The organism is Actinoplanes xinjiangensis, assembly GCF_003148685.1.
GTDB lineage: Bacteria > Actinomycetota > Actinomycetes > Mycobacteriales > Micromonosporaceae > Actinoplanes > Actinoplanes xinjiangensis.
This window is the reverse complement of sequence record NZ_QGGR01000003.1, coordinates 79305-105933: the sequence shown is the minus strand read 5'-3', so window position 1 is coordinate 105933 and position 26629 is coordinate 79305. Positions and strand designations below refer to the sequence as shown.

At 70.2% G+C, this 26629-nt stretch carries 22 protein-coding genes; 14 read left to right on the top strand and 8 right to left on the bottom strand.

All coding sequences use genetic code 11. The features are described from left to right. The first annotated feature begins 72 nt into the window (after window positions 1–72). On the top strand, window positions 73–1797 hold the full coding sequence (gene rny / locus BC793_RS07435; protein ID WP_109590624.1) for a ribonuclease Y: 1725 nt from the start codon (window positions 73–75) through the stop codon (window positions 1795–1797). A 3-nt stretch (window positions 1798–1800) separates the two neighbouring features. On the opposite strand, the gene BC793_RS07430 is transcribed toward rny, so the two are convergent. From BC793_RS07430 to BC793_RS07415, 4 genes are read right to left on the bottom strand one after another with little or no spacing between them, the layout of a single operon-like run. Further along, complete coding sequence (locus BC793_RS07430; RefSeq protein ID WP_109590622.1) at window positions 1801–2766, bottom strand: amino acid ABC transporter permease; 966 nt, start codon at window positions 2764–2766, stop codon at window positions 1801–1803. Beyond that, window positions 2763–3473, bottom strand: coding sequence for an amino acid ABC transporter permease (locus BC793_RS07425; protein WP_109590620.1), 711 nt, complete (start codon window positions 3471–3473; stop codon window positions 2763–2765). The genes BC793_RS07430 and BC793_RS07425 overlap by 4 nt, the downstream gene beginning before the upstream one ends. 31 nt (window positions 3474–3504) lie before the next feature. After that, window positions 3505–4383, bottom strand: a complete 879-nt coding sequence (locus tag BC793_RS07420; protein ID WP_109590618.1) for a glutamate ABC transporter substrate-binding protein — start codon at window positions 4381–4383, stop codon at window positions 3505–3507. A 54-nt stretch (window positions 4384–4437) separates the two neighbouring features. Further along, complete coding sequence (locus tag BC793_RS07415; RefSeq protein ID WP_109590616.1) at window positions 4438–5181, bottom strand: amino acid ABC transporter ATP-binding protein; 744 nt, start codon at window positions 5179–5181, stop codon at window positions 4438–4440. A gap of 138 nt (window positions 5182–5319) precedes the next feature. Here BC793_RS07415 and BC793_RS07410 point away from each other — a divergent pair, with 138 nt between their 5' ends. Next, window positions 5320–5784: a hypothetical protein gene (locus BC793_RS07410; RefSeq protein WP_239169695.1), complete on the top strand. Its 465-nt coding sequence runs from the start codon at window positions 5320–5322 to the stop codon at window positions 5782–5784. Window positions 5785–5805: 21 nt separating this feature from the next. After that, window positions 5806–7305 (top strand): tRNA (N6-isopentenyl adenosine(37)-C2)-methylthiotransferase MiaB, encoded by a 1500-nt coding sequence (gene miaB, locus BC793_RS07405; protein WP_109590612.1) that lies wholly within the window; start codon window positions 5806–5808, stop codon window positions 7303–7305. A 68-nt stretch (window positions 7306–7373) separates the two neighbouring features. Here miaB and BC793_RS07400 read toward each other — a convergent pair whose 3' ends face one another. After that, on the bottom strand, window positions 7374–8279 hold the full coding sequence (locus BC793_RS07400; RefSeq protein ID WP_109590610.1) for a LysR family transcriptional regulator: 906 nt from the start codon (window positions 8277–8279) through the stop codon (window positions 7374–7376). Window positions 8280–8363: 84 nt separating this feature from the next. Between BC793_RS07400 and BC793_RS07395 the strand changes: the two genes are divergently transcribed. Beyond that, window positions 8364–9317, top strand: coding sequence for a threonine ammonia-lyase (locus BC793_RS07395; protein ID WP_109590608.1), 954 nt, complete (start codon window positions 8364–8366; stop codon window positions 9315–9317). Between the two features lie 48 nt (window positions 9318–9365). On the opposite strand, the gene BC793_RS07390 is transcribed toward BC793_RS07395, so the two are convergent. Next, complete coding sequence (locus BC793_RS07390) at window positions 9366–10574, bottom strand: DUF349 domain-containing protein (RefSeq protein WP_109590606.1); 1209 nt, start codon at window positions 10572–10574, stop codon at window positions 9366–9368. 180 nt (window positions 10575–10754) lie between these two features. On the opposite strand from BC793_RS07390, the gene miaA reads away from it, so the two are divergent. From miaA to BC793_RS07375, 3 genes are read left to right on the top strand one after another with little or no spacing between them, the layout of a single operon-like run. Beyond that, a complete protein-coding gene (gene miaA, locus BC793_RS07385; RefSeq protein ID WP_239169694.1) occupies window positions 10755–11660 on the top strand; it encodes a tRNA (adenosine(37)-N6)-dimethylallyltransferase MiaA in 906 nt (301 codons plus the stop codon). 8 nt (window positions 11661–11668) lie between these two features. After that, a complete protein-coding gene (dapF, locus tag BC793_RS07380; RefSeq protein WP_203896031.1) occupies window positions 11669–12514 on the top strand; it encodes a diaminopimelate epimerase in 846 nt (281 codons plus the stop codon). Beyond that, complete coding sequence (locus BC793_RS07375; protein ID WP_109590600.1) at window positions 12514–13236, top strand: glycerophosphodiester phosphodiesterase; 723 nt, start codon at window positions 12514–12516, stop codon at window positions 13234–13236. Before dapF ends, BC793_RS07375 begins: the two co-directional genes overlap by 1 nt. A 750-nt stretch (window positions 13237–13986) precedes the next feature. Here BC793_RS07375 and BC793_RS07370 read toward each other — a convergent pair. Beyond that, on the bottom strand, window positions 13987–15447 hold the full coding sequence (locus BC793_RS07370) for an NAD-dependent malic enzyme (RefSeq protein ID WP_109590597.1): 1461 nt from the start codon (window positions 15445–15447) through the stop codon (window positions 13987–13989). A 175-nt stretch (window positions 15448–15622) separates the two neighbouring features. Between BC793_RS07370 and hflX the strand changes: the two genes are divergently transcribed. Together hflX and BC793_RS07360 are read left to right on the top strand one after the other, a co-directional pair. Beyond that, window positions 15623–17032: a GTPase HflX gene (gene hflX / locus BC793_RS07365; protein WP_109590595.1), complete on the top strand. Its 1410-nt coding sequence runs from the start codon at window positions 15623–15625 to the stop codon at window positions 17030–17032. Between the two features lie 92 nt (window positions 17033–17124). Beyond that, window positions 17125–19002, top strand: a complete 1878-nt coding sequence (locus tag BC793_RS07360; RefSeq protein ID WP_109590593.1) for a hypothetical protein — start codon at window positions 17125–17127, stop codon at window positions 19000–19002. 603 nt (window positions 19003–19605) lie between these two features. Here the strand turns inward: BC793_RS07360 and lexA are convergent. After that, on the bottom strand, window positions 19606–20385 hold the full coding sequence (gene lexA / locus BC793_RS07355; RefSeq protein ID WP_109590591.1) for a transcriptional repressor LexA: 780 nt from the start codon (window positions 20383–20385) through the stop codon (window positions 19606–19608). A gap of 247 nt (window positions 20386–20632) precedes the next feature. Between lexA and BC793_RS49485 the strand changes: the two genes are divergently transcribed. The 5 genes from BC793_RS49485 to BC793_RS07335 all read left to right on the top strand — a co-directional run bounded on the left by BC793_RS49485 (window position 20633) and on the right by BC793_RS07335 (window position 26613). Continuing rightward, window positions 20633–20770 carry a hypothetical protein gene (locus BC793_RS49485; protein ID WP_158319209.1) on the top strand — a complete coding sequence of 46 codons (138 nt, stop codon included), beginning with the start codon at window positions 20633–20635 and terminating at the stop codon, window positions 20768–20770. 351 nt (window positions 20771–21121) lie between these two features. After that, a complete protein-coding gene (nrdR, locus tag BC793_RS07350; RefSeq protein WP_109590589.1) occupies window positions 21122–21640 on the top strand; it encodes a transcriptional regulator NrdR in 519 nt (172 codons plus the stop codon). A gap of 82 nt (window positions 21641–21722) precedes the next feature. Further along, window positions 21723–24620, top strand: coding sequence for a vitamin B12-dependent ribonucleotide reductase (locus tag BC793_RS07345; protein ID WP_109590587.1), 2898 nt, complete (start codon window positions 21723–21725; stop codon window positions 24618–24620). Window positions 24621–25174: 554 nt separating this feature from the next. After that, window positions 25175–25723, top strand: a complete 549-nt coding sequence (locus BC793_RS07340; RefSeq protein ID WP_109590585.1) for an RNA polymerase sigma factor — start codon at window positions 25175–25177, stop codon at window positions 25721–25723. After that, the gene (locus BC793_RS07335; protein ID WP_146246201.1) at window positions 25720–26613 is read left to right on the top strand and encodes a hypothetical protein; all 894 of its coding nucleotides are present in this window, start codon (window positions 25720–25722) and stop codon (window positions 26611–26613) included. The genes BC793_RS07340 and BC793_RS07335 overlap by 4 nt, the downstream gene beginning before the upstream one ends. The last annotated feature ends 16 nt before the right edge of the window (window positions 26614–26629 follow it).

Here is a 26629-nt window from a genome sequence, read left to right as displayed (position 1 = left end):
TGCCTTGGTCGGGCATCCCGCAGAGAGCCCGCGCGTGTGCACCGCGCCGGCGGCGAAGGGAGACGCGGCGAGATGACCCCCGTGGACTGGGTGCTCGTGGTTGCGATCATCGTGCTTGCCGCGTCGGTGATAGCCGGGCTGGTCCTCGGGGCGCGGGCGCTGCGCGTGCTGCACACCGACCGGCAGGATGCTCAGGTTCGCCGGGAGCAGGCGGTCGGTGACGCGCAGGCGAAGGTCGAGGACGCCAAGGCCAAGGCCGCTTCGGTACGGGCCGAGACCGCCGCCGCGAAGGCCGAGGCGAATGCCGCCCGTGCCGAGGCCCGTCGGGTGCTGGAGACGGCGCACAGCGAGGCCGACACGATTCTGGAGCACGCCCACCGCCAGGCGGAGACGGACGCCGAGCAGTTGAGGGCCGCCGCCCGCCGGTCGGGGGAGCGGGAGGTCGCCCTGCTCAACGCGACGGTGAAGGAGCAGGCGGCGGAGGTGGAGCGCCGTGCCGCCCGGATCGACGAGCGGGAGCGGCTGCACGCCGAGGAGGTGGAGCGCCTGGTGGAACGGGAGCGCCGGCTCGCCGCCCTGGAGTCGGATCTGTCGAAGCGGGAGTCGGCGCTGACGGCCCGGGAGGCGGAGCTGGCGAAGGCGGACGAGGTGAAACGCCGTGAGCTGGAGCGGATCGCCGGCCTGAGCGTGGAGTCCGCCCGTACCGAGTTGATCGAGGCGATCGAGGGGCAGGCCAAGCGGGAGGCCGCGATCCTGGTCCGGGACATCGAGACCGAGGCGAAGAACACCGCCGACACCCGGGCCCGGCACATCGTGGTCGACGCGATCCAGCGGATCGCCAGCGAGCAGACCGCGGAGAGTGTGGTCAGCGTGCTGCACCTGCCGAGCGACGAGATGAAGGGCCGGATCATCGGCCGTGAGGGCCGCAACATCCGGGCGTTCGAGTCGACCACCGGGGTCAACCTGATCATCGACGACACCCCGGAGGCGGTCCTTCTCTCCTGTTTCGATCCGGTACGCCGGGAGGTGGGCCGCCTCACGCTGGAGAAACTGGTGCTGGACGGCCGGATCCATCCGCACCGGATCGAGGAGGTCTTCGACAGCGCCAAGAACGAGGTGGAGCGGCTGTGCGACCGGGCGGCCGAGGAGGCCCTGGTCGACGTCGGGATCACCGACATTCATCCGGAGCTGGTGAAGCTGCTGGGCCGGCTGCGTTACCGGACGAGCTACGGCCAGAACGTGCTGAAGCATCTGGTGGAGACCGCGCACATCGCAGGGATCATGGCGGCCGAGCTGGGTCTGGACGTGCCGACGATGAAGCGGGCGGCGTTCCTGCACGACATCGGCAAGGCGCTGACCCACGAGGTGGAGGGCAGTCACGCCCTGATCGGCGCGGACATGGCCCGTAAGTACGGCGAGCACGAGGACGTCGTCCACGCCATCGAAGCGCATCACAACGAGGTGCCGCCGCAGACCATCGAGGCGGTGCTGACGCAGGCGGCCGACGCGTGTTCCGGTGGGCGGCCGGGCGCCCGGCGGGAGAGCCTGGAAGCGTACGTCAAGAGGCTGGAACGCATCGAGGAGATCGCCGGGGGCAAGGCCGGGGTGGAGAAGGTCTTCGCGATGCAGGCCGGCCGCGAGATCCGGGTGATGGTGCGGCCGGACGACATCGACGACATCGGCGCCGCCGTGCTGGCCCGCGACGTGGCGAAGCAGATCGAGGAGGAGCTGACCTACCCGGGCCAGATCCGGGTCACCGTGGTCCGTGAGTCCCGGGTGACCGAACTGGCCCGGTGAGCGTCAGGGGCCGCCCGCGCCCTCGGCCTGCGAGACGAGCGCGGCCGGAGGCGGGTTCTGGGCGGGGAGGTTCGCGGTCTTGCGGCCGCGGGCGAGCCGCTTCTGCACGTACTGGGCGAGCTTCGACAGCGAGTAGTTCACCAGGATGAAGAGCACCGCGATCACGAAGTAGACCTGGATCGGGTTGCTCAGCACGCCGATGATCTGCTTGCCGATGTTGAGGGTCTCCTCGTAGCTGATGATGAAGCCGAGCGAGGTGTCCTTGAGGACCACCACGAGCTGGCTGATCAGCGCCGGCAGCATGATCCGGAACGCCTGCGGGAGCAGGATCAGGCCGGTGGTCTGCAACGGTGAGAGACCGATCGCGACGGCGGCCTCGCGCTGGCCGGACGGCAGGCCCTCCATGCCGGAGCGCAGGATCTCGGCGATGACGACCCCGTTGTAGACGGTCAGGCCGATCACCAGATACCACAGCGTGTCGAGGGTGATGCCGAACTCGGGGAAGCCCCGGGCCACGAAGAAGATCGTGATGACCACCGGAAGACCCCGGAAGACCTCGACACAGACCCGGGTGAGTACGGCCAGACCGGTACCGAGTCCGCGCAAGAGGTAGGCCACGGGGCTGGAGAATCCGGCGTAGCGGTTACCGGCGATGCTCTTGAGCTGGAGCCGTAGCACCGCGAGCAGTGTCCCGATCACGAGCGAGGTGACGATCGCCAGGCCCGCCGCGATCAGCGTGTTCTCGATGCCGACCCAGATCCGCTGCCAGACGAGGGTGAAGTTCTCGTTCGAGGGGTCGATCAGCGGCCCCCACAGTTCCATCGAGAGCTGCCCCTTCTCGTCCAGGGGCTGGTAGATCAGGAAGTACGCGCCGGCCGCGACGAGGATCGTGGCGAGGATGCTGATGATCAGCGTCAGTCGGCGCTGGCGGGGGCCGGGTACGTCGTACAGGACGGTCTGCTGGGTCATCGGGCCGCCACCGCCTGCCGCCGCTCGATCCGGTCCAGAAGGGCCCCGAGGGGGACAGTCATGATCAGGTATCCGATCGAGATGCCGATGGCGACGGGGATGAAGGCGTAGCCCTCGGCGCCGGTGAGCTGGTCCGCGGTGGCGGAGAGGTCACCGACCACGCCGAAGAAGCCGATCAGGGCCGAGTTCTTGATCATCGCGATGATCACCGACCCGAGCGGGACGATCGACGCCTTCCACGACTGCGGCAGCACCACGTACCGCAGATTCTGGGTGAAGGTCAGCCCCAGTGACCGGGCCGCCTCGGCCTGGCCGGGCGAGACCGCGTTGACGCCGGACCGCAGCGCCTCACACACGAACGCGGCCGTGTAGAGGGTCAGCGCGATCAGGGCGAAGCGGAAGTACGGCAGGTCGGTGCTGAGCCGGGTGAAGACCAGGTCCAGTACCGGGATGCGCAGGAAGTCCGCGTTCGAGCCGAGTGCCGGCAGGGCGAACGCGGAGAAGAACATGACCACGGTCAGTGGCATGTTGCGGAAGATCGTGACGTATGCGGTGCCGACCGCCCGCAGCGGCGGCACCGGTGAGATGCGGAGCACCGCCACGACGGCGCCCAGGATGAGGGCGCCGGTCGCGGCGAGCACGCAGATCTGGAAGGTGAGCCAGAAACCGCCCGCGAAGACGTCGAACTTGTCTACCCAAACACTCACGGGCGGAAGCTCCCCGGATCAGCTGATGAGATCAGTAACGGTTGACGGCGGGGGCGGTGCCCAGCTCGGCGCCGAACTTGCCGGCGGTGTCGTCCCAGGCCTTCTTCCAGCTGCCGTCGGCGTAGGCCTTCTCCAGCGTGTCGTTGATGAAGGTCCGGAAGTCCTTGTCGTCCAGCTTCACGCCGATGCCGTACGGCTCCTTGGTGAAGTTGTCGCCGGCCAGCTTGTACTTGCCCTCGTTCTTGGCGATGTAGCCGAGGAGAATGACGTTGTCGGTGGTCACGGCGTTGACCTGGCCACCGTCGAGAGCGGCGACGCACTTGTCGTAGGTGTCGAAGAGCACCAGCTGGGTGGCGACGTCCTTGACGTACGTCTTGATGTTCTCGCCCGGGGTCGAGCCGGTGACCGAGCAGACCTTCTTGTCGCCCGCCTTGAAGGCGTCCGGGCCGGTGATGGTCGCCTCGTCCGCCTTGACCAGGATGTTCTGGCCGGCCTCGTAGTACGGCCCGGCGAAGGCGATGCGCTCCTTGCGCTTGTCGTTGATCGTGTAGGTCGCGACGACGAAGTCGACGTTGCCGTTCACGATGACGTCCTCGCGGACCTTGGACGGCGTCTCCACGAACTCGATCTTGTCCGCGGGGATCCCGAGCTCCTTGACGATGATCTTCGCGACCTCGACGTCGAAGCCCTCCGGCTTGCCGGACAGACCCTTGAGACCGAAGCCGGGCTGGTCGAACTTGGTGCCGACCTTGATCGACTGCGCCTTGTTGAGCTTCTCCATGGTGCTGCCCGCGGCGAACGACTTGCTGGTACCGGTGTCACCCGACTCCGTCTTGTCGCCGCCACACGCGGTCAGGCCGAGAGTCAGAGCCGCGGCGGTGGCCACCACGGCTGCACGAGTGAAACGCATACTTAATCTCCTTTTCGATCAGGACCGCCGTCGTGTGGCGGCCCTGAGGGCGCATCAGTGCGTGAGGATCTTGGAAAGGAAGTCCCTGGCCCGGTCGCTCCGCGGGTTCGCGAAGAACTCCTCCGGCGCGGCCTGCTCCACGAGCTGACCGTCGGCCATGAACACGACCCGGTCGGCCGCGTGGCGGGCGAAACCCATCTCGTGGGTGACGACCACCATGGTCATGCCGTCGCGGGCGAGCGAGGTCATCACATCCAGCACCTCGCCGACCATCTCCGGGTCGAGCGCGCTGGTCGGCTCGTCGAAGAGCAGCGCCTTGGGCTGCATGGCGAGCGCCCGCGCGATCGCGACGCGCTGCTGCTGGCCGCCGGAGAGCTGCGCCGGGTACTTGTCGGCCTGGTTGGCGATGCCGACCCGTTCCAGTAGCCCCATGGCACGCTCACGGACGACCGCGGACTTCTCCTTGCGCACCTTGACCGGCCCCAGCATCACGTTCTGGAGGATGGTCTTGTGCGCGAAGAGGTTGAACGACTGGAACACCATGCCGACTTCGCTGCGCAGCCGCGCCAGCGCCCGGCCCTCGGCCGGAAGTGGTTGCCCGTCGAAAGTGATCGTGCCGGAGTTGATCGGCTCCAGCCGGTTGATGGCGCGGCACAGCGTGGACTTGCCGGACCCGGAGGGTCCGATGACGACCACGACCTCGCCGCGCGCGACAGACAGGTCGACGTCCTGTAGCACGTGCAAGGGCCCGAACCACTTGTTGACGTTCTCTAGGACGATGAGAGCCTCGCCTGTCACCCCTGGTCCATCCACTCGTTGTCGGTTCACTCGAATGGACACACCCTATGGGCCCGTCAGTATCGGAATGTGTCGAGAATGGTCACGGAGCGGTAACACAGCTTCAGCGCGGAGAAAGGGGTCCGGACCATGGACTTTATGGCGGACGGCCCGTGGAACTGGTGCATCGCCGGCCGGATCGATCCGGATCGGGTCATGGGTGCGCTGGCCGGTGCTCTGGAACGCCCGGCGCACGGCATGGTCGCCGGTGCGGATCTGCTCTGCGACGTCTATCACGTCGGCGGGGACTTCCCGACCGTGGCCGACATCTACCTGACGCCCGCGGGCGTCGCCGAGGAGACCATCGCGAGCGCCGTCGCGGTCCGGCTGAGTGCCGCGGTCCTGCTTCCCGACGACACCCTCAACCCTTCGCGGTACGTGTTGTGCGAGCCCGACGGCACCATCCGGCCGGTGCACGCCGACGAGCGGGAGACCGACGACGGCACCGAGCGACGGCACGTGCGGCCCTGCACCGGCCACGATCCGGCGTGTGCCGCCCCGGCCGGCTGTGACCGTTCGCGGTGGAAACCGGACCCGACGCCGGAGCGGCCCGCCGCGGCATGAGGGGTAGCCTGGCACATTGCCATGACTACCGAGATGACCGGCGCCCCGCGCACCTACGACGTGCGCACGTACGGCTGCCAGATGAACGTGCACGACAGCGAGCGGATCTCCGGCCTGATGGAGGACGCCGGTTATGTGCGCGCCCCCGAGGCCGACGCGGCGGACGTGGTCGTCTTCAACACCTGCGCCGTCCGGGAGAACGCCGACAACCGCCTCTACGGCAACCTCGGCCACCTGCGCCCGACCAAGCTGAAGAACCCCGGCATGCAGATCGCGGTCGGCGGCTGCCTCGCCCAGAAGGACAAGGGCGACATCGTCAAGAAGGCGCCCTGGGTCGACGTCGTCTTCGGCACCCACAACATCGGCTCGCTGCCGGCGCTGCTGGAACGCGCCCGGCACAACGAGGAGGCGCAGGTCGAGATCCTCGAGTCGCTCGAGGTCTTCCCCTCCACGCTGCCGACCAAGCGAGAGTCGACGTACGCGGGGTGGGTCTCCATCTCGGTCGGCTGCAACAACACCTGCACGTTCTGCATCGTCCCGAGCCTGCGCGGCAAGGAGAAGGACCGCCGCCCCGGCGACATCCTGGCCGAGGTGCGCGCCCTGGTCGCCGAGGGCGTCCTCGAGGTGACCCTGCTCGGGCAGAACGTGAACTCGTACGGTGCCGAGTTCGGCGACCGGCTCGCCTTCGGCAAGCTGCTGCGCGCCTGCGGCGAGGTGGAGGGCCTGGAGCGGGTCCGGTTCACCAGCCCGCACCCGAAGGACTTCACCGACGACGTGATCGCCGCGATGGCCGAGACGCCGAACGTGTGCCACTCGCTGCACATGCCGTTGCAGTCCGGCTCGGACACCGTGCTCAAGGCCATGCGCCGCAGCTACCGCCAGGAGAAATACCTGGGCATCATCGAGAAGGTCCGGGCCGCCATGCCGGACGCCGCGATCACCACCGACATCATCGTCGGCTTCCCCGGTGAGACCGACGAGGATTTCGAGCAGACCCTCGAGGTGGTCCGCCGGGCCCGGTTCTCCAGCGCCTTCACCTTCCAGTATTCGAAGCGCCCCGGCACGCCGGCCGCGACCATGGAGGAGCAGATCCCGAAGGCGGTCGTCCAGGAGCGCTACAACCGGCTGATCGCCACGCTCGAGGACATCACCTGGGCGGAGAACAAGAAGCTCGTCGGCGAGAAGGTCGAGGTCCTGGTCGCGGTCGGCGAGGGCCGCAAGGACGAGCGCACCGGCCGGATGAGCGGCCGGGCCCGCGACGGCCGCCTGGTGCACTTCGCCACCGGTGAGCTGACCGGCGACCTGGCTCCGCGTCCCGGCGACATCGTCGAGACGGTGATCACCTACGCCGCCCCGCACCACCTCAACGCCGACGGCGATCCGCTGAGCCACCGCCGCACCCGGGCCGGCGACGCCTTCGAGGCCGGCCGCACCCCGAAATTGAAGGGCGTCTCGCTGGGCCTGCCGTCGATCGGCATCCCGGCCCCGCTGCCCCCGGCAACGGACGGCTGCGCCCTCTAGACCGCGCCGATCCCGCGGAGTTCCGCCATGGTGGTGCGACCGGAATCCACGAGATCCGGCCGGAGCCGCTAACCCACGACGGGAACCGTCGCGGCTGCGGCGCGGAGCTGGGCGAGCAGCGCCGCCGTCGCCGGGGGATCGGGTGGATCACCCAGGACCGCGATCGACACCCGGCGGCCCGGTCCAGGCAGCGGCACGGCCCGCACCCGCGGGTTGCGGTGCGCGGCGAGGGCGAGCGCCGGCAGCGTCGTCGCGCCCATCCCAGCCGCCACCAGCGCCTGTACGGCCACGTAGTCGTCGGTGGTGAACCGGATGTCCGGGGTGAAGCCTTCGGCCGTGCACGCGGCCACCAGACGGCCGCGGCATCGTTCGCAGCCGCCGATCCACGGCCGCTGCGCGTGGTCGGCCAGCCGCTCGCCCGGCCAGCCGTCCGGAACGACGAGGTAGGTCGGCTCGTCCAGCAGGGTCTCGGCCCTCAGACCGGCCAGGTCCGCTGAGGACACGTCCCGTGCGGACGCGCCGGGATGGGTGAAGATCAGGGCGGCCTCCACCTCGCCGGCGCGCAGCAGCCGGACCGCGGCGGGCGGCTCCGCCTCGGTGAACCGCAGATCGACACCGGGGTGGGCGGTGGTGAAACCGGCCGCGGCCACCGGGACGAACGTGCCGAGCGCCGAGGGGAAGGCGGCCAGCCGGACCCGGCCGGCGTGCAGCCCGGTGAGTTCGGCGAGCTCGGCCTCGGCGGCGGCGAGGCGCCCCAGGATCTCCTCGGCCCGGTCGGCGAGCAGCCGGCCCGCCTCGGTGAGCCGCACGCCCCGGCCCACCCGCTGCAGGAGCCGGCTGCCGGTCTCAGCCTCCAGCCGGGCCAGATGATGGCTCACCGACGGCTGCGCGTAGTGCAGGGCGCGGGCCGCAGCGGTCACCGAGCCGTGCCGGGCGACGGCGGCCAGGACGGTGAGCCGGGTGACGTCGAGCATGCCCCCAACGTATCAATGCGGTCTATGGATCACCGAGATCATTGACATTGGACCTATGGGTCGGGTCGGGCCGACGATCAGGACATGGAACCGACACTCGACGACATCCGGGCCGCCCGCACCCTCCTCCGGGAGCATCTGCCACCCACCCCGATGTGGTCCTACCCGCTCCTGGACCGCGCGGCGGACGCGACCGTCCTGGTCAAGCACGAGAACACCCAGCCGGTCGGCGCCTTCAAGGTGCGTGGCGGTCTGACCCTGCTCGCCGGGATGAGCGACACCGACCGGAAGCGCGGCACCGTCACCTGGTCGACCGGCAACCACGCGCAGTCGCTCGCCTACGCCGGTCGCGTCTTCGGCACCGAGTGCACCGTGGTCATGCCGGCCGGGACGCCGGCGTTCAAGGTGGCGGCGGTCGAGTCCTGGGGTGCCCGGGCGATCCGGGCGGACGCGAGCCTGGAGGCGGCCGAGCGGCGGGCCCGCGAGCACGCGGAGCAGACCGGCGCCCGCCTGATCAGTCCCGGGGATACGCCGGAGCTGCTGGCCGGCGTGGGCACCGTCTACCTGGAGATCCTCGAGGCCCGTCCGGATGTCGATGCGATCGTGGTCCCGGTCGGCAGTGGGACGGGCGCCGCCGCCGCGTGCCTCGCCGCCGCCGCCCTGGCGCCGCGCTGTGCCGTGATCGGGGTCCAGTCGGCGGCCTCGCCCGCCGCGCACGACTCCTGGCGCTCCGGCGAACTCGTCGAGCGCCCCAACCGCACCGCCGCCGCCGGACTGGCCACCGGGCGCGGCTTCGCCCTGCCCCAGCAGATCATGCGCGGCCGTCTGGCCGACTTCCTGCTGGTGGACGACGAGCGGATCACCGAGGCCCGCCGCCTGCTCGCCGCCACCGCACACACCCTCGCCGAGGGCGCCGGCGCGGCCGCCCTGGCCGGTGTCCTGAGCCGTCCCGACCTGTTCAAGGGCAGGACGGTCGCCGTCGTCTGCACCGGCGGCAACGCCGACCCGGGTGAACTGGCGACCCTGGCCGGGGCATGAAAAAGCCGGGGCGGCGGACTCGGCGCCCGCCACCCTGACCTGGAAACCTCAGTTGGCCTGCTCGGCCAGCGCGAGGAACTGCTTCTTGGAGGCGAGCGCCTGCTCGGCCTCCTTGATGCGCCGGTTGTCGCCGGCCGCCCTGGCCCGCTCGAGGCGCTGCTCGGCCTCGGCGACCTGGTCGCGCATCTGACGCAGCAGCGGGTTGTCCTGCGGGCTGGTCTTGCGCCACGCAGAGTCCATCGCCACCCGGATGCGCTCCTCGGCGGCCCGCCAGCGACGGTCCAGCGAGGCGGACGCCTCCCGCGGCACCCGGCCGGCCTCGTGCCACGCGGCCTGGGCGTCACGCAGCTTGTTCTGCGCGCCGCGGGCATCCGCGTCGACGTCGACGGCCTCCAGCTCGGCCAGGATGGCCTGCTTCTTCTCCAGGTTGCCCTGGAACTCCGCGTCCCGGGCGGAGAAGACCTCGCTGCGCTTGGTGAAGAACGCGTCCTGGGCGGCCCGGAAACGTTCCCAGAGGCGCTGCTCTGCCTCCTTGGCGGCGCGGGGCGCCGCCTTCCACTCGGTCATCAGCTCCTTGAGCCGGTTGGCCGTGCTCGACCACTCGGTCGAATCGGCCAGGCCCTCGGCCTCCTTGACCAGGTCCTCCTTGGCGGTCTGCGCCTGCTTGCGCTGACCGTCGAGGGTGGCGAAGTGGGCGCCGCGGCGGCGGGTGAAGCCGTCCCGGGCGGCGGCGAACCGCTTCCACAGCTCACCGTCGGTCTTCTTGTCGACGCCGCGGATCGTCTTCCACTCGTCGAGGATCTCCTTGAGGCGGTCGCCGGCGGTCTTCCAGCCGGTGGCGTCGGCGGCGATCTTCTCCGCCTCCTCGACCAGCGCCGTCTTGCGGGCCAGCGCCTCGGTCCGGGCCACCTCACGGGCGGCCTTCGCCTCGCCGGCCTTCTCCTCGGCGAGCGCGGCCAGCCGGTCCAGGCGGGCGGTGAGCCCCTCGATGTCGCCGACGACGTGCGCCTCGTCCAGCTGGGTGCGCAGGCGCTTCACGCTACTGATGGAGTGGGCCGCGTCCGCCGCGCCCGACTTGAGGCGGGCCTCGACGAGCTCGACCTCGGTCACCAGGTCGGCGAATCGCCGGGCGAAGTGGGCAAGCCCCTCTTCAGGGGTGCCCGCCTGCCAGGACCCGACCACCCGGTCGCCCTCAGCGGTCTTCACGTACACGGTGCCGTCGGCATCCACGCGCCCGAAGGCCGTCCAGTCGTTCATGAGCTCATCCTCGTTCTCCCGGCGTCATCGGCCCGCATCGGGGTCGTGGCCACCGCCACAGCGCAGTCTGAATGCCAACTTCCAACCGGCATTCTTTCTCGCGCATTGTCACAGGTCCAACCCGGTTAGGGGAAAGCTCCCGCTGACGACCGTGACACAACGGTGTCCTACGGTTGGTTCGTGCCGTTCCGGACAGGTCAGCGAGTCGTCACCGTCGTCGGCCCCACCGCGGCCGGGAAGTCCGCCTTGAGCATCGCGCTCGCCCACGAGCTGGGCGGTGAGGTGGTCAACGCCGACTCCATGCAGCTCTACCGGGGGATGGACATCGGCACGGCCAAGCTCACCCCGGCCGAGCGCGACGGCGTTCCGCACCATCTGCTCGACATCTGGGACGTCACCGAGCCGGCCGCCGTCGCCGAGTATCAGCGGCTGGCCCGGGCCGCGATCGACGACATCCTGGCCCGTGGCCGGGTGCCGCTGCTGGTCGGCGGGTCCGGCCTCTACGTGCGGGCGGTTCTGGAGGACTTCGAGTTCCCCGGCACCGACCCGGCGATCCGGGCCCGTCTGGAGGAGGAGCTGGCCGTCGCCGGTTCGGGGCCACTGCACGCCCGGCTCGGCGAGCGCGACCCGGAGGCGGCCGCCAAGATCCTGCCGAGCAACGGCCGCCGGATCGTCCGGGCGCTGGAGGTGATCGAGCTGACCGGCCGCCCCTTCACCGCGAGCCTGCCGGACCCCCGGCCGGTCTACGACGCGGTGCAGATCGGCGTCGACCGGGACACCGCCGAGCTCGACGAGCGGATCGCCCTACGCGTCGACCTGATGTGGGCGGCCGGGTTGATCGACGAGGTCCGCGGGCTGGACGGCATCCGCGACGGCCGGACCGCGTCGCGGGCGCTCGGCTACCAGCAGGCGCTGGCCCAGATCGACGGCGTGCTCAGCGAGGAGCAGGCGAAGGCGGACACGGTCCAGGGCACCCGGCGGTTCGTGCGCCGCCAGCGGTCCTGGTTCCGCCGGGATCCCTCGGTCAGCTGGCTCGACGGCGCGGCGCCGAACCTGTTGGCGGACGCCATGGACCTTGCGCAATGATGGGCCGCGTGCTTTTCACCAAGGGCCATGGAACAAGCAACGACTTCGTCCTGCTCCCCGACCTCGACGGCGAGCTGGAGCTGACGCCCGCGCTGGTCGCGGGGCTCTGCGACCGCCGGAGGGGGATCGGCGGCGACGGCGTGATCCGGGTGGTGCGCAGCGCCAAGCATCCGGAGGCGGCCGGGTTCGCCGGCGAGGCCGAGTGGTTCATGGATTACCACAACAGCGACGGCTCGATCGCCGAGATGTGCGGCAACGGCCTCCGCGTCTTCGTGCGCTATCTGCTGGAGAAGGGGCTGGCCACGCCCGGCCCCGCGGGCCTGCCGGTGGCGACCAGGGCGGGGGTGCTGGTCACCGTCGTCGGTGACGGCACGATCAGCGCGCGGATGACGACCCCCCGGGTGTACGCGGGGAGCACCGCCACGCTCGGCGCCCTGACCGTCCCCGGGGTCGCGGTGGACTGCGGGAACCCGCACCTGGTCTGCGGCCTGCACGACGGGGTGGAGCTGTCCGCCCTCGACCTCACCAGGGCCCCGCTGCACGACCCCAGGGTGTTCCCGGCCGGGGTGAACGTCGAGTTCGTCGAGCCGGCCGAGCCGCTGGCCGGGGTGGACCGGCACGTCCGGATGCGGGTGCACGAGCGCGGCTCCGGCGAGACCCAGTCGTGCGGCACCGGCGCGCTGGCGGTCGGCGCGGTGGCACTGCGGGAGGCGGGCCTGACCGCCGGCTCGGTGGCGGTGGACGTGCTCGGCGGTCGGGTGCTGGTCACCTGTGACGCGGACGGGGCGTGGTGGCTGGAGGGCCCGGCGGTCCTGGTCGCCGATGGTGAGGTCGACCCGGAGGCCGTGCTCTGATGCTGGCCCGTGTCGCGCACCGGGGCTATTCGGCGGTGGCCCCCGAGAACACGCTGCCCGCCTTCGCCGCCGCGGTCCGGGCCGGTGCCACGTTCGTCGAGTTCGACGTCCGGGCGACCCGGGACGGCGTGCCCGTGGTGATCCACGACCGGACGGTCAACCGCACCACCGACGGCCACGGCCGGGTCTGGGACCTGACCTATGACGAGGTCGCCGCGCTGGACGCCGGTTCCTGGTTCGGCGCCGGGTTCGCCGGTCTGCGGGTGCCGACGCTGGCCGAGACGCTCGATCTGCTGGCGCCCGCCCCGGTCGACCTGCTCCTGGAGATCAAGCCGCCGGCCACGCTGGACGAGGTGAAGTCGATCGTCGCCCAGCTCGCCGAGCGTGACCTGGTGGATCGCACCGTGGTGCAGAGCTTCGACGCCGACGTGCTGCGCAAGGTCCGCGACGTGGCGCCCGACGTGCGGCGCGGCCTTCTGCTGTTCCGGTTCGACGCGGAGACCGTCGAGCTGTGCCGGGAGCTGGGAGTCGCCTACTGCAACCCGCCGGTCGACGACGTGCTGAACGGGGCGGAGACGACGGCCGCCCTGGTCGCGGCCGGGATCGGCGTGATGCCGTGGACGCCCAACGACATCAACCAGTGGCGCCCGCTGGTCGACGCCGGCGTGTCCGGCCTGATCACCGACCTGGTCGGCGAGCTGACCGGCTGGGCCGCCGCCTGAGGCGTACTTTCGGCGTCGAGGTCTGATTCCCTCCTCCGCGATCTTGTCGAATCCCGGCACGCCGTCATCGCGGAATTCGACAAGATCGATATGTGGGCCGCGGACCTCGACATGCGGAAGCTCTCCAGATCCAGCCGGACGCCCGCCGCGTCGCACCAGCGTGCCGACGCCACCCACCCTCCCGACGCCACCCACCCTCCCGACGCCACCCACCCTCCCGACGCCACCCACCCTCCCGACGCCACCCACCCTCCGACGCCACTGCAGGCCAGGCGCCCGCCGCGTCGGTGCCGGTTGTCGAGGCCGCCGACCGCCCGCAGTCGTTGCCGGCCAAGCCCCCGTCGCGTCGCACCAGGCTGCCGACGCCACCCACCACCCGCAATCGGTGCTGAGCAAGCGGCCGCCGCGCCGGTGCGCGGTGGTCGAAGCCCTCAACGCTGATCAGCGCACACAATCGGCGAACGTGTGCGCTGATCAGCGCTATCACGACTGCAGGAGCGCACGATCCTCGGATCGTGGGCGCTGATCCCTGTCATGGCGGGGACGAGCGCACACAAACCGCCATCGTGTGCGTTCGTCGCCGTTGCGCGGTGCCCACGCGCTGCCGGCAACCGGCCGCCGAACCGAACACCGACCGACCGCCCACGCCGAACCGAACACCGACCGACCGCCCACGCGAACCGAACATCGACCCAGCGCCCACCGAGGACGGCGTCGATCACGAGGCCGCACCCTGAGTCCGGAAGCTCTCTAGAAGGTCGTCTCCGGAGCCTTGTCGAGCTCGCTCTCCGGAACCGCCGCCGGGTTGGCCGGAGCGGGCGTGCCCTTGACGACCGCCCGGATCGCCGCCGCCACCGCCGGGGTCACCCGGGGGTCGAAGACGCTCGGGATGATCACGGTGGGGTTCAGCTTGTCCTCACCGACGACGTCGGCGATGGCCCGGGCCGCGGCCAGCGCCATCTCCTCGGTGAACTCCTCGGCGGCGGCGTCCAGCATGCCCCGGAACACGCCGGGGAAGGCCAGCACGTTGTTGATCTGGTTGGGCTGGTCGGAGCGGCCGGTCGCGACGATCGCGGCGTGCTTGCGGGCCTCGCGGGGGTCGACCTCCGGGTCCGGGTTCGCCATCGCGAACACGATCGACCGGTCCGCCATCCGGGCGATGTCGTCGCCGGTCAGCAGGTTCGGCGCCGACACGCCGATGAAGACGTCCGCGCCGACGATCGCGCCGGGCAGGTCGCCGGCGTAGTTCTCCTTGTTGGTGTGCTCGGCCAGCCACTGCATCGACTCGTTGAGGTCGGGCATCCCGCGGTGCAGGGCGCCCTTCCGGTCGTACGCGATGATGTCGCCCACACCCTGCCGCATCAGCAGTTTCATGATCGCGGTGCCGGCCGCGCCGGCGCCCGACACGACGACCTTGACGTCCTCCATCCGCTTGCCGACCACCCGCATCGCGTTGGTGAGCGCGGCCAGCACGCAGATCGCGGTGCCGTGCTGGTCGTCGTGGAAGACCGGGATGTCCAGCAGTTCCTTCAGCCGCGCCTCGATCTCGAAGCAGCGGGGAGCCGCGATGTCCTCCAGGTTGATGCCGCCGTAGGCCGGGGCGATCGCCTTCACGATCGCCACGATCTCGTCGGTGTCCTGGGTGTCGAGCACCACCGGCCAGGCGTCGACGCCGCCGAACCGCTTGAACAGCGCGGCCTTGCCCTCCATCACCGGCATCGCGGCGGCCGGGCCGATGTTGCCCAGGCCGAGCACGGCCGAGCCGTCGCTGACCACGGCGACCGTGTTGCGCTTGATGGTGAGGCGCCGGGCGTCCGCCGGGTTCTCCGCGATGGCCATGCAGACCCGGGCCACCCCGGGCGTGTACGCCCGGGACAGCTCGTCGCGGTTGCGGAGCGCGACCTTCGACGACACCTCGATCTTGCCGCCCAGGTGCAGCAGGAACGTCCGGTCGGAGACCTTGCGGACGTCCACGCCGTCCTGCTCCTCCAGCTGTTTGACGACCTGGTCGGCGTGCGCGGCGTCGGCGGTGTCGCAGGTGAGGTCGACCAGCACGTGGGTGGGGTCGGAGTCCACCACGTCCAGTGCCGTCACGATCGCCCCGGCTTCACCCACACAGGTGGTCAGCCGGCCGATGGACGATGCGTCCGCGGTAACGGCGATGCGGATCGTGATCGAGAATCCTGCGCTCGGCAGGCGGGTGGTCACCACGGTGTTCCCTCCGACGTTGGTGGGGTGAGTACCCGCATTGTCGCTCTTGCGGAATAGCGGCCTGCCGTCCGGTGGTTACTGAAGCGTCACCATCACGCAGCGAGACGCCCGGACCCATATGTGGATGCGCCTGCGGCCACGACGTGCCACGATCGGAGTCCGGAGGAGGTCACTTTTGCGAAACACGTACCAGACACCCGTCCTTGACGAGCTGGACCCCACGACCGGGGACCTGGAGCTCGAGGAGCGGCACTCGCTCAGGCGGGTGGCCGGTCTTTCCACCGAGCTGACCGACGTCACCGAGGTCGAGTACCGACAGTTGCGACTCGAACGAGTCGTGCTCGTCGGTGTGTGGACCGAGGGCAGTGTCGAAGACGCCGACAATTCACTCACCGAGCTGGCCGCTCTCGCCGAGACCGCCGGCTCACAGGTCCTCGAGGGCCTGATCCAGCGACGGAAACAGCCCGACGCGGCCACCTTCATCGGCCGCGGCAAGGTCGACGAGCTGCGCGACGTGGTCATCATGACCGGCGCCGACACGGTCATCTGCGACGGCGAGCTGTCCCCGTCCCAACTGCGCAAGCTCGAGGAGCAGGTCAAGGTCAAGGTCGTCGACCGGACCGCGCTGATCCTCGACATCTTCGCCCAGCACGCCAAGAGCCGAGAGGGCAAGGCTCAGGTCGAGCTGGCTCAACTGCAGTACCTCCTGCCGCGTCTGCGCGGCTGGGGTGAGGCCATGTCCCGGCAGGGCGGTGGCGCCGGCGGTTCGGGTGGCGGCGGCGTCGGCACCCGTGGTCCCGGTGAGACCAAACTCGAGACCGACCGGCGGCGGATCAACACCCGCATCGCGAAACTGCGGCGCGAGATCAAAGCCATGAAGACGGTACGCGAGACCAAGCGCTCCCGTCGGGTGGCGAACGGCGTTCCCGCCGTGGCCATCGCCGGTTACACCAACGCGGGCAAGTCCAGCCTGCTCAACCGCCTGACCAGCGCGGGCGTGCTGGTGGAGGACGCCCTGTTCGCCACCCTCGACCCGACCACCCGGCGGACCGCCGCGGAGGACGGGCGGATCTTCACGCTCTCCGACACGGTCGGGTTCGTCCGGCACCTGCCGCACCACATCGTCGAGGCGTTCCGCTCGACGCTGGAGGAGGTGGCCCGGGCCGACCTGGTGGTGCACGTGGTGGACGGCGCGCACCCGGACCCGGAGGGTCAGGTCAGCGCGGTCCGTGAGGTGCTCAGCGAGGTCGGCGCCGACCAGCTCCCCGAGCTGCTGGTGATCAACAAGGTGGACGCAGCCGACGAGGAGACCGTGCTGCGGCTCAAGCGGACCTGGCCGGAGGCGATCTTCGTGTCCGCGCGGTCCGGCATCGGCATCGGCGAGCTGCACAAGGCGATCGCCGACCGGCTGCCCCGGCCCGCGGTCGAGATGCGGGTCCTCATTCCGTACGACCGGGGTGACCTGGTGGCCCGGGTGCACCGGTCCGGTCAGGTGCTCCAGTCCCGGCATCTGGACGACGGGACCGAACTCGCGGTCCGCGTCGATGAGCAGTTCGCTGCGGAGCTGTCCGATTTTCGGAGCTGATCAGGAAACGCAATTCGGACTTCACGGGAGCACCTACCTGTGTTGATCCACACGTAATACCGGGGCGGGACGTCGCGTGCGACACTGTTCGGATGCGGCGTCTCGTGTTCCCGACCATCGTGGCCATCGGTCTGGTAATGGTCGGCTCCTCCAGCGCGTCCGCCGAGGACCCGACGCCCGCGCCCACCGTCAGCGCCAAGTCGACGCCCGGCAAGAAACTCTGCAAGATCGCCGACGCCGGGCTCACCGAGCTCTCCGGCCTGGTGGCCACCAAGAACGGCTTCGTCACCGTCAACAACGGCCAGCAGGGTGTCGAGCCGAGGATCTACTTCCTCGACCGTGAGTGTAAGAAGGTCAAGGAGGCCGGGTTCGACGGCACGCCGCTGGACTCGGAGGACATCGTCCTCTCGCCCGACGGTCAGACGCTGTGGATCGCCGACATCGGCGACAACAACGTCCGCAACGATCCGTCGAACGTGCGGCCCCACGTCGCCCTCTGGAGCCTGCCGGTCAACGGCAACGGTGAGGCGGTCATCCACCGGGTCAGCTATCCGGACAAGGACCGGCACGACGCCGAGGCGCTGATCTTCGACGGCGACGGCACGCCGCTGATCGTGACCAAGGAGATCGGCGCGCCCGCCGGCGTCTACAGGCCGACCGCCGCGCTGAAGAAGAACAACAACACTCCGGTGCCGATGGAGCGGGTCGGCGAGATCAAGCTCTCGGCCACCGAGACGGCCGGCAATCCGGTCGCCCGGATCGGCAACAAGACGATCACCGGCGGCGCGGTCTCGCAGGGCGCGAAGAAGGTGGCGCTGCGCACCTACACCGACGCCCTCGAGTGGGACGTCACCGGCGGTGACGTGGTCGCCGCCCTGAAGAAGGAGCCGCGCACCACCGGCCTGCCGAACGAGCCGCTCGGCGAGGCGATCGCCTACAGCACCGACGGCAAGCTGTTCTACACCGTCTCGGACATGAGCGGCGTCAAGGCCTCGACCAACCACATCCGGGAGTACACGCCGGCCACCACGGTCGCGGTGAAGTCGGAGAAGTCCGGCGGCAACGGCTCCGGCGACTCGTGGTACTCGAATCTCGACATCGACGACATCACCTACATGGTGGGCGGTGTCGGCGTCCTCGGCCTGATCCTGGTCGCGGCCGGCGTCTTCGGGATCGTGCGGTTCCGCCGGTCCCCGCAGGGCTTCACCGCGGCCGTCGACGACCTCCCGTCCGGCGGGATCGACAAGGGCGACCCGGAGACCGAGCTGATCGGTGTCGGCGGCGCGCCGCCGCGTGGCGCGGCCTACAACTCCGGACGTCAGGGCGGCCCGGTCTACGGCGCCAAGTCCGGTCCGGCCGCGGGCGGTCCGGCTTCGCGCGGCCCGGCCTCGGGTGGACCTGTCTCGGGTGGCTCGGCCGCCGGTGGCGGTGCACCGCGCAAGGGCGTCTACGGCGGCGGTCAGGGCGGCGCTCCCGGCGCCCCGCAATACGCTCGTCCCGCGGGCCAGCCGCCCCGCGGTCCGCAGCAGACCCCGCCCCGCAACCCGCAGCAGTCGCCGGCTCGGGGACCACAGCAGGCGCCCAGCCGGGGCGGTCCGCAGCAGCCTCCGGCGCGTAACCCGCAGCAACCGCCGGCGAGGGGACCACAGCAGGCGCCCAGCCGCGGCGGTCCGCAGCAGCCCCCGGCGCGTAACCCGCAGCAGCCCCCGGCGCGGGGGCCCCAGCAGGCGCCCAGTCGCGGCGGCTCGCCGCAGCCACCGCGCGGCCCCCAGCAGGTGCCGGGCCGTGGCCCGCAGCAGCAGCCGCCGCGTAATCCGCAGCAGCCGCCCCGAGGCCCCCAGCAGTCTTTCGGTCGCGGTGGTGGCGGCAACGGCGTCTACGGCGGCCAGCAGTCACTGCGGGGACCGCAGGGCCAGGCGCAGCGTTCGCCCGGCACGTATGGCGGCGGGCGCCCCGACGGCCGTCAGTAACCCGATCCACGTCGAGAGGCCGGTTCCGCACACGCGGGGCCGGCTTCTTCCGTTACCGACCGGCCCGTCACCGGTCCACCAGCCCTCCGGCACGGCTGGCCTCTCGCGCCTGCCCACCAGCGGTTTCACTTACGGCCTCCGGCTTCCGCGTCACCTTCATGCTTCGCCCGCGCTTCACATCCGTGCCAACGCCTTCGGCCAGTGCCTGCAGCGTTCGGTGCTTCGGCGTCGCGGGTGTGGCCTGTCGGGGCCTTAAGACGGCTTCCGCCTGCCGCGTCCGGGCCTTCAGCGTGCCGCGGCGGGGCTCTCAGACAGCTTCCGCCTGCCGCGTCCGGGTCTTCAGCTTCCGCGTCGGGGCTTCTCCGCCGCGCTCGTGCCTTCTGTGCTTGTCTCGCTCCTCGGCCCCCCTTCCGGGGCGTGGGCGAGTAGCGGCTTGCGGTCGGCCGGGCGGGGGTGCCTCTTGCCTGGGCTCGGGGCGCGTGGACCGTACCGCCGGGAATTTCGGAGGCCGGATCCCGGTGAGGTGGGCGCCTGCCGCGCGTTTCGGCGGCGTGGGGTGCAGGCCGGACGCCGGGGTCTGCCCGGTGTCCGGCCTGCGTGGCGTCAGACGCGGCGGAGGACCGCGACCACGCGTCCCATGATCGTGGCGTCGTCGCCGGGGATCGGGTCGAAGGCCGGGTTCGCCGGCATCAGCCAGACGTGCCCGTCGCGCTGGCGGTAGCTCTTGACCGTCGCCTCGCCGTCGATCATCGCGGCGACGATGTCACCGGCCTCGGCGTTGGGCTGCTGGCGCACGACCACCCAGTCGCCGTTGCAGATCGCGGCGTCGATCATCGAGTCGCCCTTGACCTCGAGCATGAAGACGTCGCCCTCGCCGACCAGCTCGCGCGGCAGCGGGAAGAACTCCTCCACGGACTGCTCAGCGAGGATCGGGCCGCCGGCGGCGATCCGGCCGAGCAGCGGCACGTAGGCGGGCTGCGGGCGGGCCGCGCGCAGCGCCTCGTCGTCGACCATCTCGCTGGGGGCGCGGACGTCGACGGCACGGGGCCGGTTGGGATCGCGGCGCAGGTATCCCTTGGTCTCCAGGGCCTTCAACTGGTAGGCCACGCTGGAGGGGGAGACCAGGCCGACCGCCTCGCCGATCTCACGGACGCTCGGCGGGTAGCCGTACTTCTCCACCCAGTCGCGGATGAACTCGAGGATCCGCCGCTGGCGTGCGGTCAGATCGGAGGCGACGACCTCCGGGACGTGACCGATCGGCGTGACCGCGCGTAGCTGCGGCGCGTCCGAGCCGCGGGACCGGCTCGGTGTGGTGCGGCGCCGGACCGTCTCGGGCTTCCTGGTCTGCTGCTGCTGTCGGCTGGTGCGGTCTTCGGTCGACACGTCCGCCCTCCCTGTCGGCCAAGTGCCTTGCGGCACGTGGTGCGTCGCGGAGCCGGCGACGCCGTGGGGATGGCGTGCGTCCGGCTGACCCCTCTTGCTGAGAATCTAGTGTGCAGGTCCGACATATTCAAACATCTGTACGAGATTTCCCCGGCGTGTCGCTCCACAGGACTCGACTTCCGTACCCCTGTTCTGATAGACCGTCGTACGGGCGTTCTATAGAACGGGTGTCCGAAAGGGGTCTGTCATGACGGTCAGTGGTGCGCGACACGCCGAGCCGCAGCTGCGCCTCACCCGCCGTGGCCGGGTGGTGTTGCTGAGCCTCTTCTTCGCCGCCGTCGCGCTGGCGTATGTCGTCCTCCTCACCACCGCCTCCCAGGGCTGACCTCCGCCTCCCGGGCGGCCCGGATTTGATCTCCGTCGGGTGTGCTGCCCGATTCTCCGGCGCGTCGTATCGTTCGATCCGGCCGCGGCGCGTGATGGTGTCATCACCCCAGGTGGTGAGGCAGAAAATACGGCGCGTCGGCACAGTGGTGAACTTGCATCGGCGTCCGCCGGGGCCTAGCGTCTACCCCAACATCTAGTGGTTACACGGATGTAAGTCGTCCACAGGTTGGGTTTCCTTCTCACCGGTTATCCACATGTCATCCACAGCGCAACCCAGTGCTTCGGCAATGGTTCCGCTGCGTTTCGTCATGCCCGGATCCTGGTGGGGCGGATTCGGAGGGAGATCCCGGTGCGCTGCCCGTACTGTCGTCACGCCGATTCGCGCGTGGTCGACTCGCGAGAGGCCGACGACGGTCAGCTGATCCGTCGCCGCCGCTCGTGCCCGGAGTGCGGCAAGCGGTTCACCACCGTCGAGGAGGCCGTCCTCGCCGTGGTCAAACGCAGCGGTGTCACCGAGCCCTTCAGCCGGACAAAGATCATGAGCGGGGTGCGCAAGGCCTGTCAGGGCCGGCCCGTCGACGAAGACTCCATCGCGAAGCTCGCGCAGCGCGTGGAGGAAGCCGTCCGGGCCCGCGGTGCCGCCGAGATTCCCAGCCATGACGTGGGACTGGCGATCCTCACGCCGTTGCGTGAGCTCGACCAGGTGGCTTACCTCCGGTTCGCCAGCGTGTACAAGTCGTTCGACTCTCTCGACGAATTCGAGAAGGAGATCGCCGCGCTGCGCGAAGCCGGCCCCGACCGGGAATCCGGGACGCGACACGCCGTCGCGCCGCGGTCCGGGGGACGCGCACCCAAGCTGAACGGCTGAGGCGTCAGTTCGGCCGGCCTCAGCCCGAGGCACTTCTTACCGACTCATCTGTAGCGGTACCTACGAGGGGGAGCACATCCATATGGCCGGAGACGGCATCACTGCAGGTCGCCAGCGCAGCCGGACCAACGGCGGCGGCGGCGCGGCGGCCGGGGGGCTGCGAGTGGAGCGGGTCTGGACGAGCGAGGGCGTTCACCCGTACGACGAGGTCGAGTGGGAACGCCGCGACATCGTCATGACCAACTGGCGCGACGGCTCGATCAACTTCGAGCAGCGCGGCGTCGAGTTCCCCGCGTTCTGGAGCGTGAACGCGGCGAACATCGTCACGACCAAGTACTTCCGGGGCGCGGTGGGCACGCCCGAGCGGGAGTGGTCGCTGAAGCAGCTCATCGACCGGGTCGTGAAGACCTACCGCAAGGCGGGCGAAGAGCACGGCTACTTCGCCACCCCGGCGGACGCCGAGCTGTTCGACCACGAGCTCACCTGGATGCTGCTGCACCAGGTGTTCAGCTTCAACTCGCCGGTCTGGTTCAACGTCGGCACCAAGTCACCGCAGCAGGTCAGCGCCTGCTTCATCCTCTCGGTCGACGACTCGATGGATTCGATCCTCGACTGGTACAAGGAAGAGGGCCTGATCTTCAAGGGCGGCTCCGGTTCGGGTGTCAACCTGTCCCGGATCCGGTCGTCCAAGGAGCTGCTCTCCTCCGGCGGCACCGCCAGCGGCCCGGTCAGCTTCATGCGCGGCGCGGACGCCAGCGCGGGCACCATCAAGTCCGGCGGTGCCACCCGGCGCGCGGCGAAGATGGTCATCCTCGACGTCGACCACCCGGACATCGAGGAGTTCGTCTCGACGAAGGCGCGCGAAGAGGACAAGATCCGCGCGCTGCGGGACGCCGGCTTCGACATGGACCTGGGCGGCGCCGACATCGTCTCCGTGCAGTACCAGAACGCCAACAACTCGGTGCGGGTCAGCGACGAGTTCATGCGGGCGTACGAGGAGGGCACCGAGTTCGGTCTCCGCGGCCGCCTCGACGGCGAGGTCATCGAGACCATCGACGCCCGGAAGCTGTTCCGTGGCATCGCCCAGGCCGCGTGGGAGTGCGCCGACCCCGGCCTGCAGTACGACGACACCATCAACGACTGGCACACCAACCCCGAGACCGGCCGGATCACCGCGTCCAACCCGTGCTCGGAGTACATGTCGCTGGACGACTCGTCCTGCAACCTGGCCTCGCTGAACCTGATGAAGTTCCTCAAGGCCGACGGTGGCTTCGAGGTGGAGAAGTTCGTCAAGAGCGTCGAGTTCATCATCACCGCGATGGACATCTCGATCTGCTTCGCCGACTTCCCGACCGAGCGCATCGGTGTCACCACCAGGGCCTACCGTCAGCTCGGCATCGGGTACGCGAACATCGGCGCGCTGCTCATGGCGTCGGGTCTGCCGTACGACTCCGAGGGTGGCCGCAGTGTCGCCGCGGCGATCACCTCGCTCATGACGGGTACGGCGTACCGCCGCTCGGCCGAGCTGGCCGGTGTCGTCGGCGCGTACGACGGCTACGCCCGGAACGCCGAGGCGCACCAGCGCGTCATGCGCAAGCACGCCGCCGCCAACGACGAGGTGCGCCCGGTGGGTGCCGCCGCCACCGAGATCCTTCGTGAGGCGACCCGCCAGTGGCAGACCGGTAACAAGATCGGCGCCAAGAACGGCTGGCGCAACGCGCAGGCCTCGGTTCTCGCGCCGACCGGCACCATCGGCCTGATGATGGACTGCGACACCACCGGTATCGAGCCCGACCTGGCTCTGGTCAAGTTCAAGAAGCTCGTCGGCGGCGGCTCGATGCAGATCGTCAACCAGACGGTTCCGCGCGCGCTGCGCAGCATCGGGTACCCGGAGGAGCAGGTCGAGGCGATCGTCGAGCACATCGCCGAGAACGGCAACGTCGTCGACGCGCCCGGCCTCAAGCCGGAGCACTACGCGATCTTCGACTGCGCCATGGGCGAGCGGGTGATCTCCCCGATCGGCCACGTCAAGATGATGGCCGCGGTGCAGCCGTTCATCTCCGGCGCGATCTCGAAGACGGTCAACATGCCGGAGACGGCGACCGTCGAGGAGATCGAGGAGATCCACTACCAGGGCTGGAAGCTGGGTCTCAAGGCGCTCGCGATCTACCGCGACAACTGCAAGGTCGGCCAGCCGCTGTCGGCGGCCAAGAAGAAGACCACCGAGGTCGAGGCCCCGGCGATCCCGGTCGCCGAGGTCGAGAAGATCATCGAGAAGGTCATCGAGTACCGCCCGATCCGGAAGCGCCTGCCGAAGAAGCGGGCGTCGGAGACGGTGTCGTTCTCGGTCGCCGGCGCCAAGGGCTACCTCACCGCCTCGTCCTACCCGGACGACGGTCTCGGCGAGGTCTTCCTGAAGATGTCGAAGCAGGGTTCGACTCTGGCCGGCGTCATGGACGCCTTCTCGGTCGCGATCTCGATAGGGCTGCAGTACGGCGTCCCGCTCGAGACGTTCGTCAGCAAGTTCACCAACATGCGCTTCGAGCCGGCCGGGATGACCGACGACCCGGACGTGCGCATGGCGACCTCGGTGATGGACTACATCTTCCGTCGCCTGGCGCTGGACTTCCTGCCGTACGAGACGCGGGCCGAGCTGGGCATCTTCACCGTCAAGGAGCGGACCGCGCAGGCCGCTGCCGAGGCGGCGGCCGCCGATGCGGCCGAGGAGCTGGCCACGCTGGCCGCCTCCGCGCCGGTCTCCACCGCGACGACCGCCAAGGTCACGGTGGCCGAGGTGAAGGCCTCGACCGCTGCGGAGAAGGAGACCCCGGTGACCGCCGGCTCCTCGACCGAGCTGCTGGAGATCGTGACGGGTCACGCCGCCGACGCGCCGCTCTGCTTCACGTGCGGCACCAAGATGCGCCGCGCCGGCAGCTGCTACGTCTGTGAGGGCTGCGGTTCCACCTCGGGCTGCAGCTGATCCTGAAACACCGAATGTCCCCCGGGCCCTCACGGTCCGGGGGACATTTTTATTTGTACGGCGAAGGAGATAGCCACTTGCATAGACAGCAACCTATCTAAAATGGCGCTGCCGCCCGGGTTCAGTGCCCGGCAGCCGCCGTCGACGCCGAAGTCCCCGACGATGTGGGCGTTGAGCCGGCGTGCGCGGGAGCGGCGAGTGGGGTCACGCCGAGCCCGATGCTCAGCGCTGCGACGGCAGCGCCTTTCTTCAACATGGAATTCACCATGATTTCCCCTCGTGATGTGGGGCGTGCGCTCGGATCAGTGATTCCGGGATCCCTTTCGCGCGTCGGAAGACTATCCATGGTCATGAATCCGCGGAAAGGTCGCTCCTGAGATAATCGGTCGTGGTAGCGCGCCCAGTGAGACGCCGATTCGCCGAAGTCGATCTATTTTGATCGAGGAATGTCGCGGGTGGACCTCTTCGCCCGGGCGCTCCGAAGTTGATGATTGTGACGTGTGTCGCATACGGAGGGGGAACCGCGGGGCTGTCCACAACCGACGAGGGGTGTGATGGCCGAGAACCCGGAGACCGACGCGGACGCCTCCCTCGTGCGTGCCGCCCGGGAGGGTGACCGGCGGGCGTGCGAGGAGCTGTTCCGGCGGTATTCACCGTGGCTCCGGGCCCGCCTGCGGCAGCGGTGCGCCGACGTCGTCCTCCTGGACGACGTGGTGCAGGAGGTGTTCGTGGCGGTGTGGACCGGCGCGGCCCGGGGTGACGACATCCGGGACGTGCCGGGCTGGCTCTGGCGGATCGGCCAGCGGCGGCTCACCGACATGCAGCGCCGGCAGGGCGCCCGGCACCGGCTGTTCGGGCTGTTGAAACGCGAGCGGCCGGCCGCCGAACGGTCCGCTGAGGACGCCGTGCTCGCCGGGATGCCGTCGGCCGAGCTCACCGCCGCGCTGGAGCGCCTCTCGCCGGAGCATCGGCAGGTGATCGACGCCAGTGTGCTGGGCGGTCTGACCATGGAGCAGATCGCGGCCCGGCTCGGCATCCCCGTGGGGACGGTGAAGACCCGGGTCATGCGGGCCCGGCGGCTGCTGCGGGACGAGCTCTCATGACCGGACGCGAGGAGGGGACGCCGATGACGGCGCAACAGGTATCCGTTGAGCATCCCACCCGGGAGACGCTCCGCGCGTACGCCGGGACGGGGCTCACCGGCGCGCGGCGCACCGCCGTCGACGACCACGTCGCCCGGTGCCGTGCGTGCGTCGGCACCCTCGCCGAGCTGGCCGACCGCGCGGAGCTGGCGCGCGGCTGGGCCCGGCTCGACGAGCGCCTCGACGAGCCGCGGGCCGGGCTGCTCGAACGCGTCCTGCGCCTGGTCGGGCTCCGTGAGGACCTGGCCCGGATCACGGCGACCACTCCGGCGCTGCACGCCTCCTGGCTCGGCACGGCCGCCGTCATCGTGGCCGGCGCGCTGCTCATGACCCGGTACGCCCCGGCGGACGTGGCCGGCCTGACCTTCCTGGCCGCCTTCCCGATGCTGCCGGTGGCCGGGGCGGCCCTGTCCTACGGGCCGCGGCTCGACCCGACGTACGAGCTGACGCTCATCTCGCCGCTCGGCCGTTTCCCGATCATCCTGCTGCGTACCCTCTCGGTCCTGATCGTCCTGATCGGCATCGCCGGTCTGGGCAGCCTCGCCGTGCCGCAGGAGGGCCTCGCCGCGGTCGGCTGGCTGGCCCCGTCGCTCGCCCTGACGCTCGTCACCGTCGCGCTCACGGTGAGATTCGAGCCACGTCTCGCGGCGGCCTGCACGGCCGCGGCCTGGGCCGTCTGCGTCGTCGTCACCAGTGACCCGGACGGCACGTCGCTGCTGCTCACCGCCGGGGGCCAGCTGACCGCGGCGGTCCTGGTCGTGGTGGCCGCCGCCGCGGTGGCCCGGCTGCGGCGGTATTTCGACGTGCTCAGCCCCATCGACTTCCCCTCTCTGGCCCGGACCGCACCGTGACCGGCGCCCCGCATCT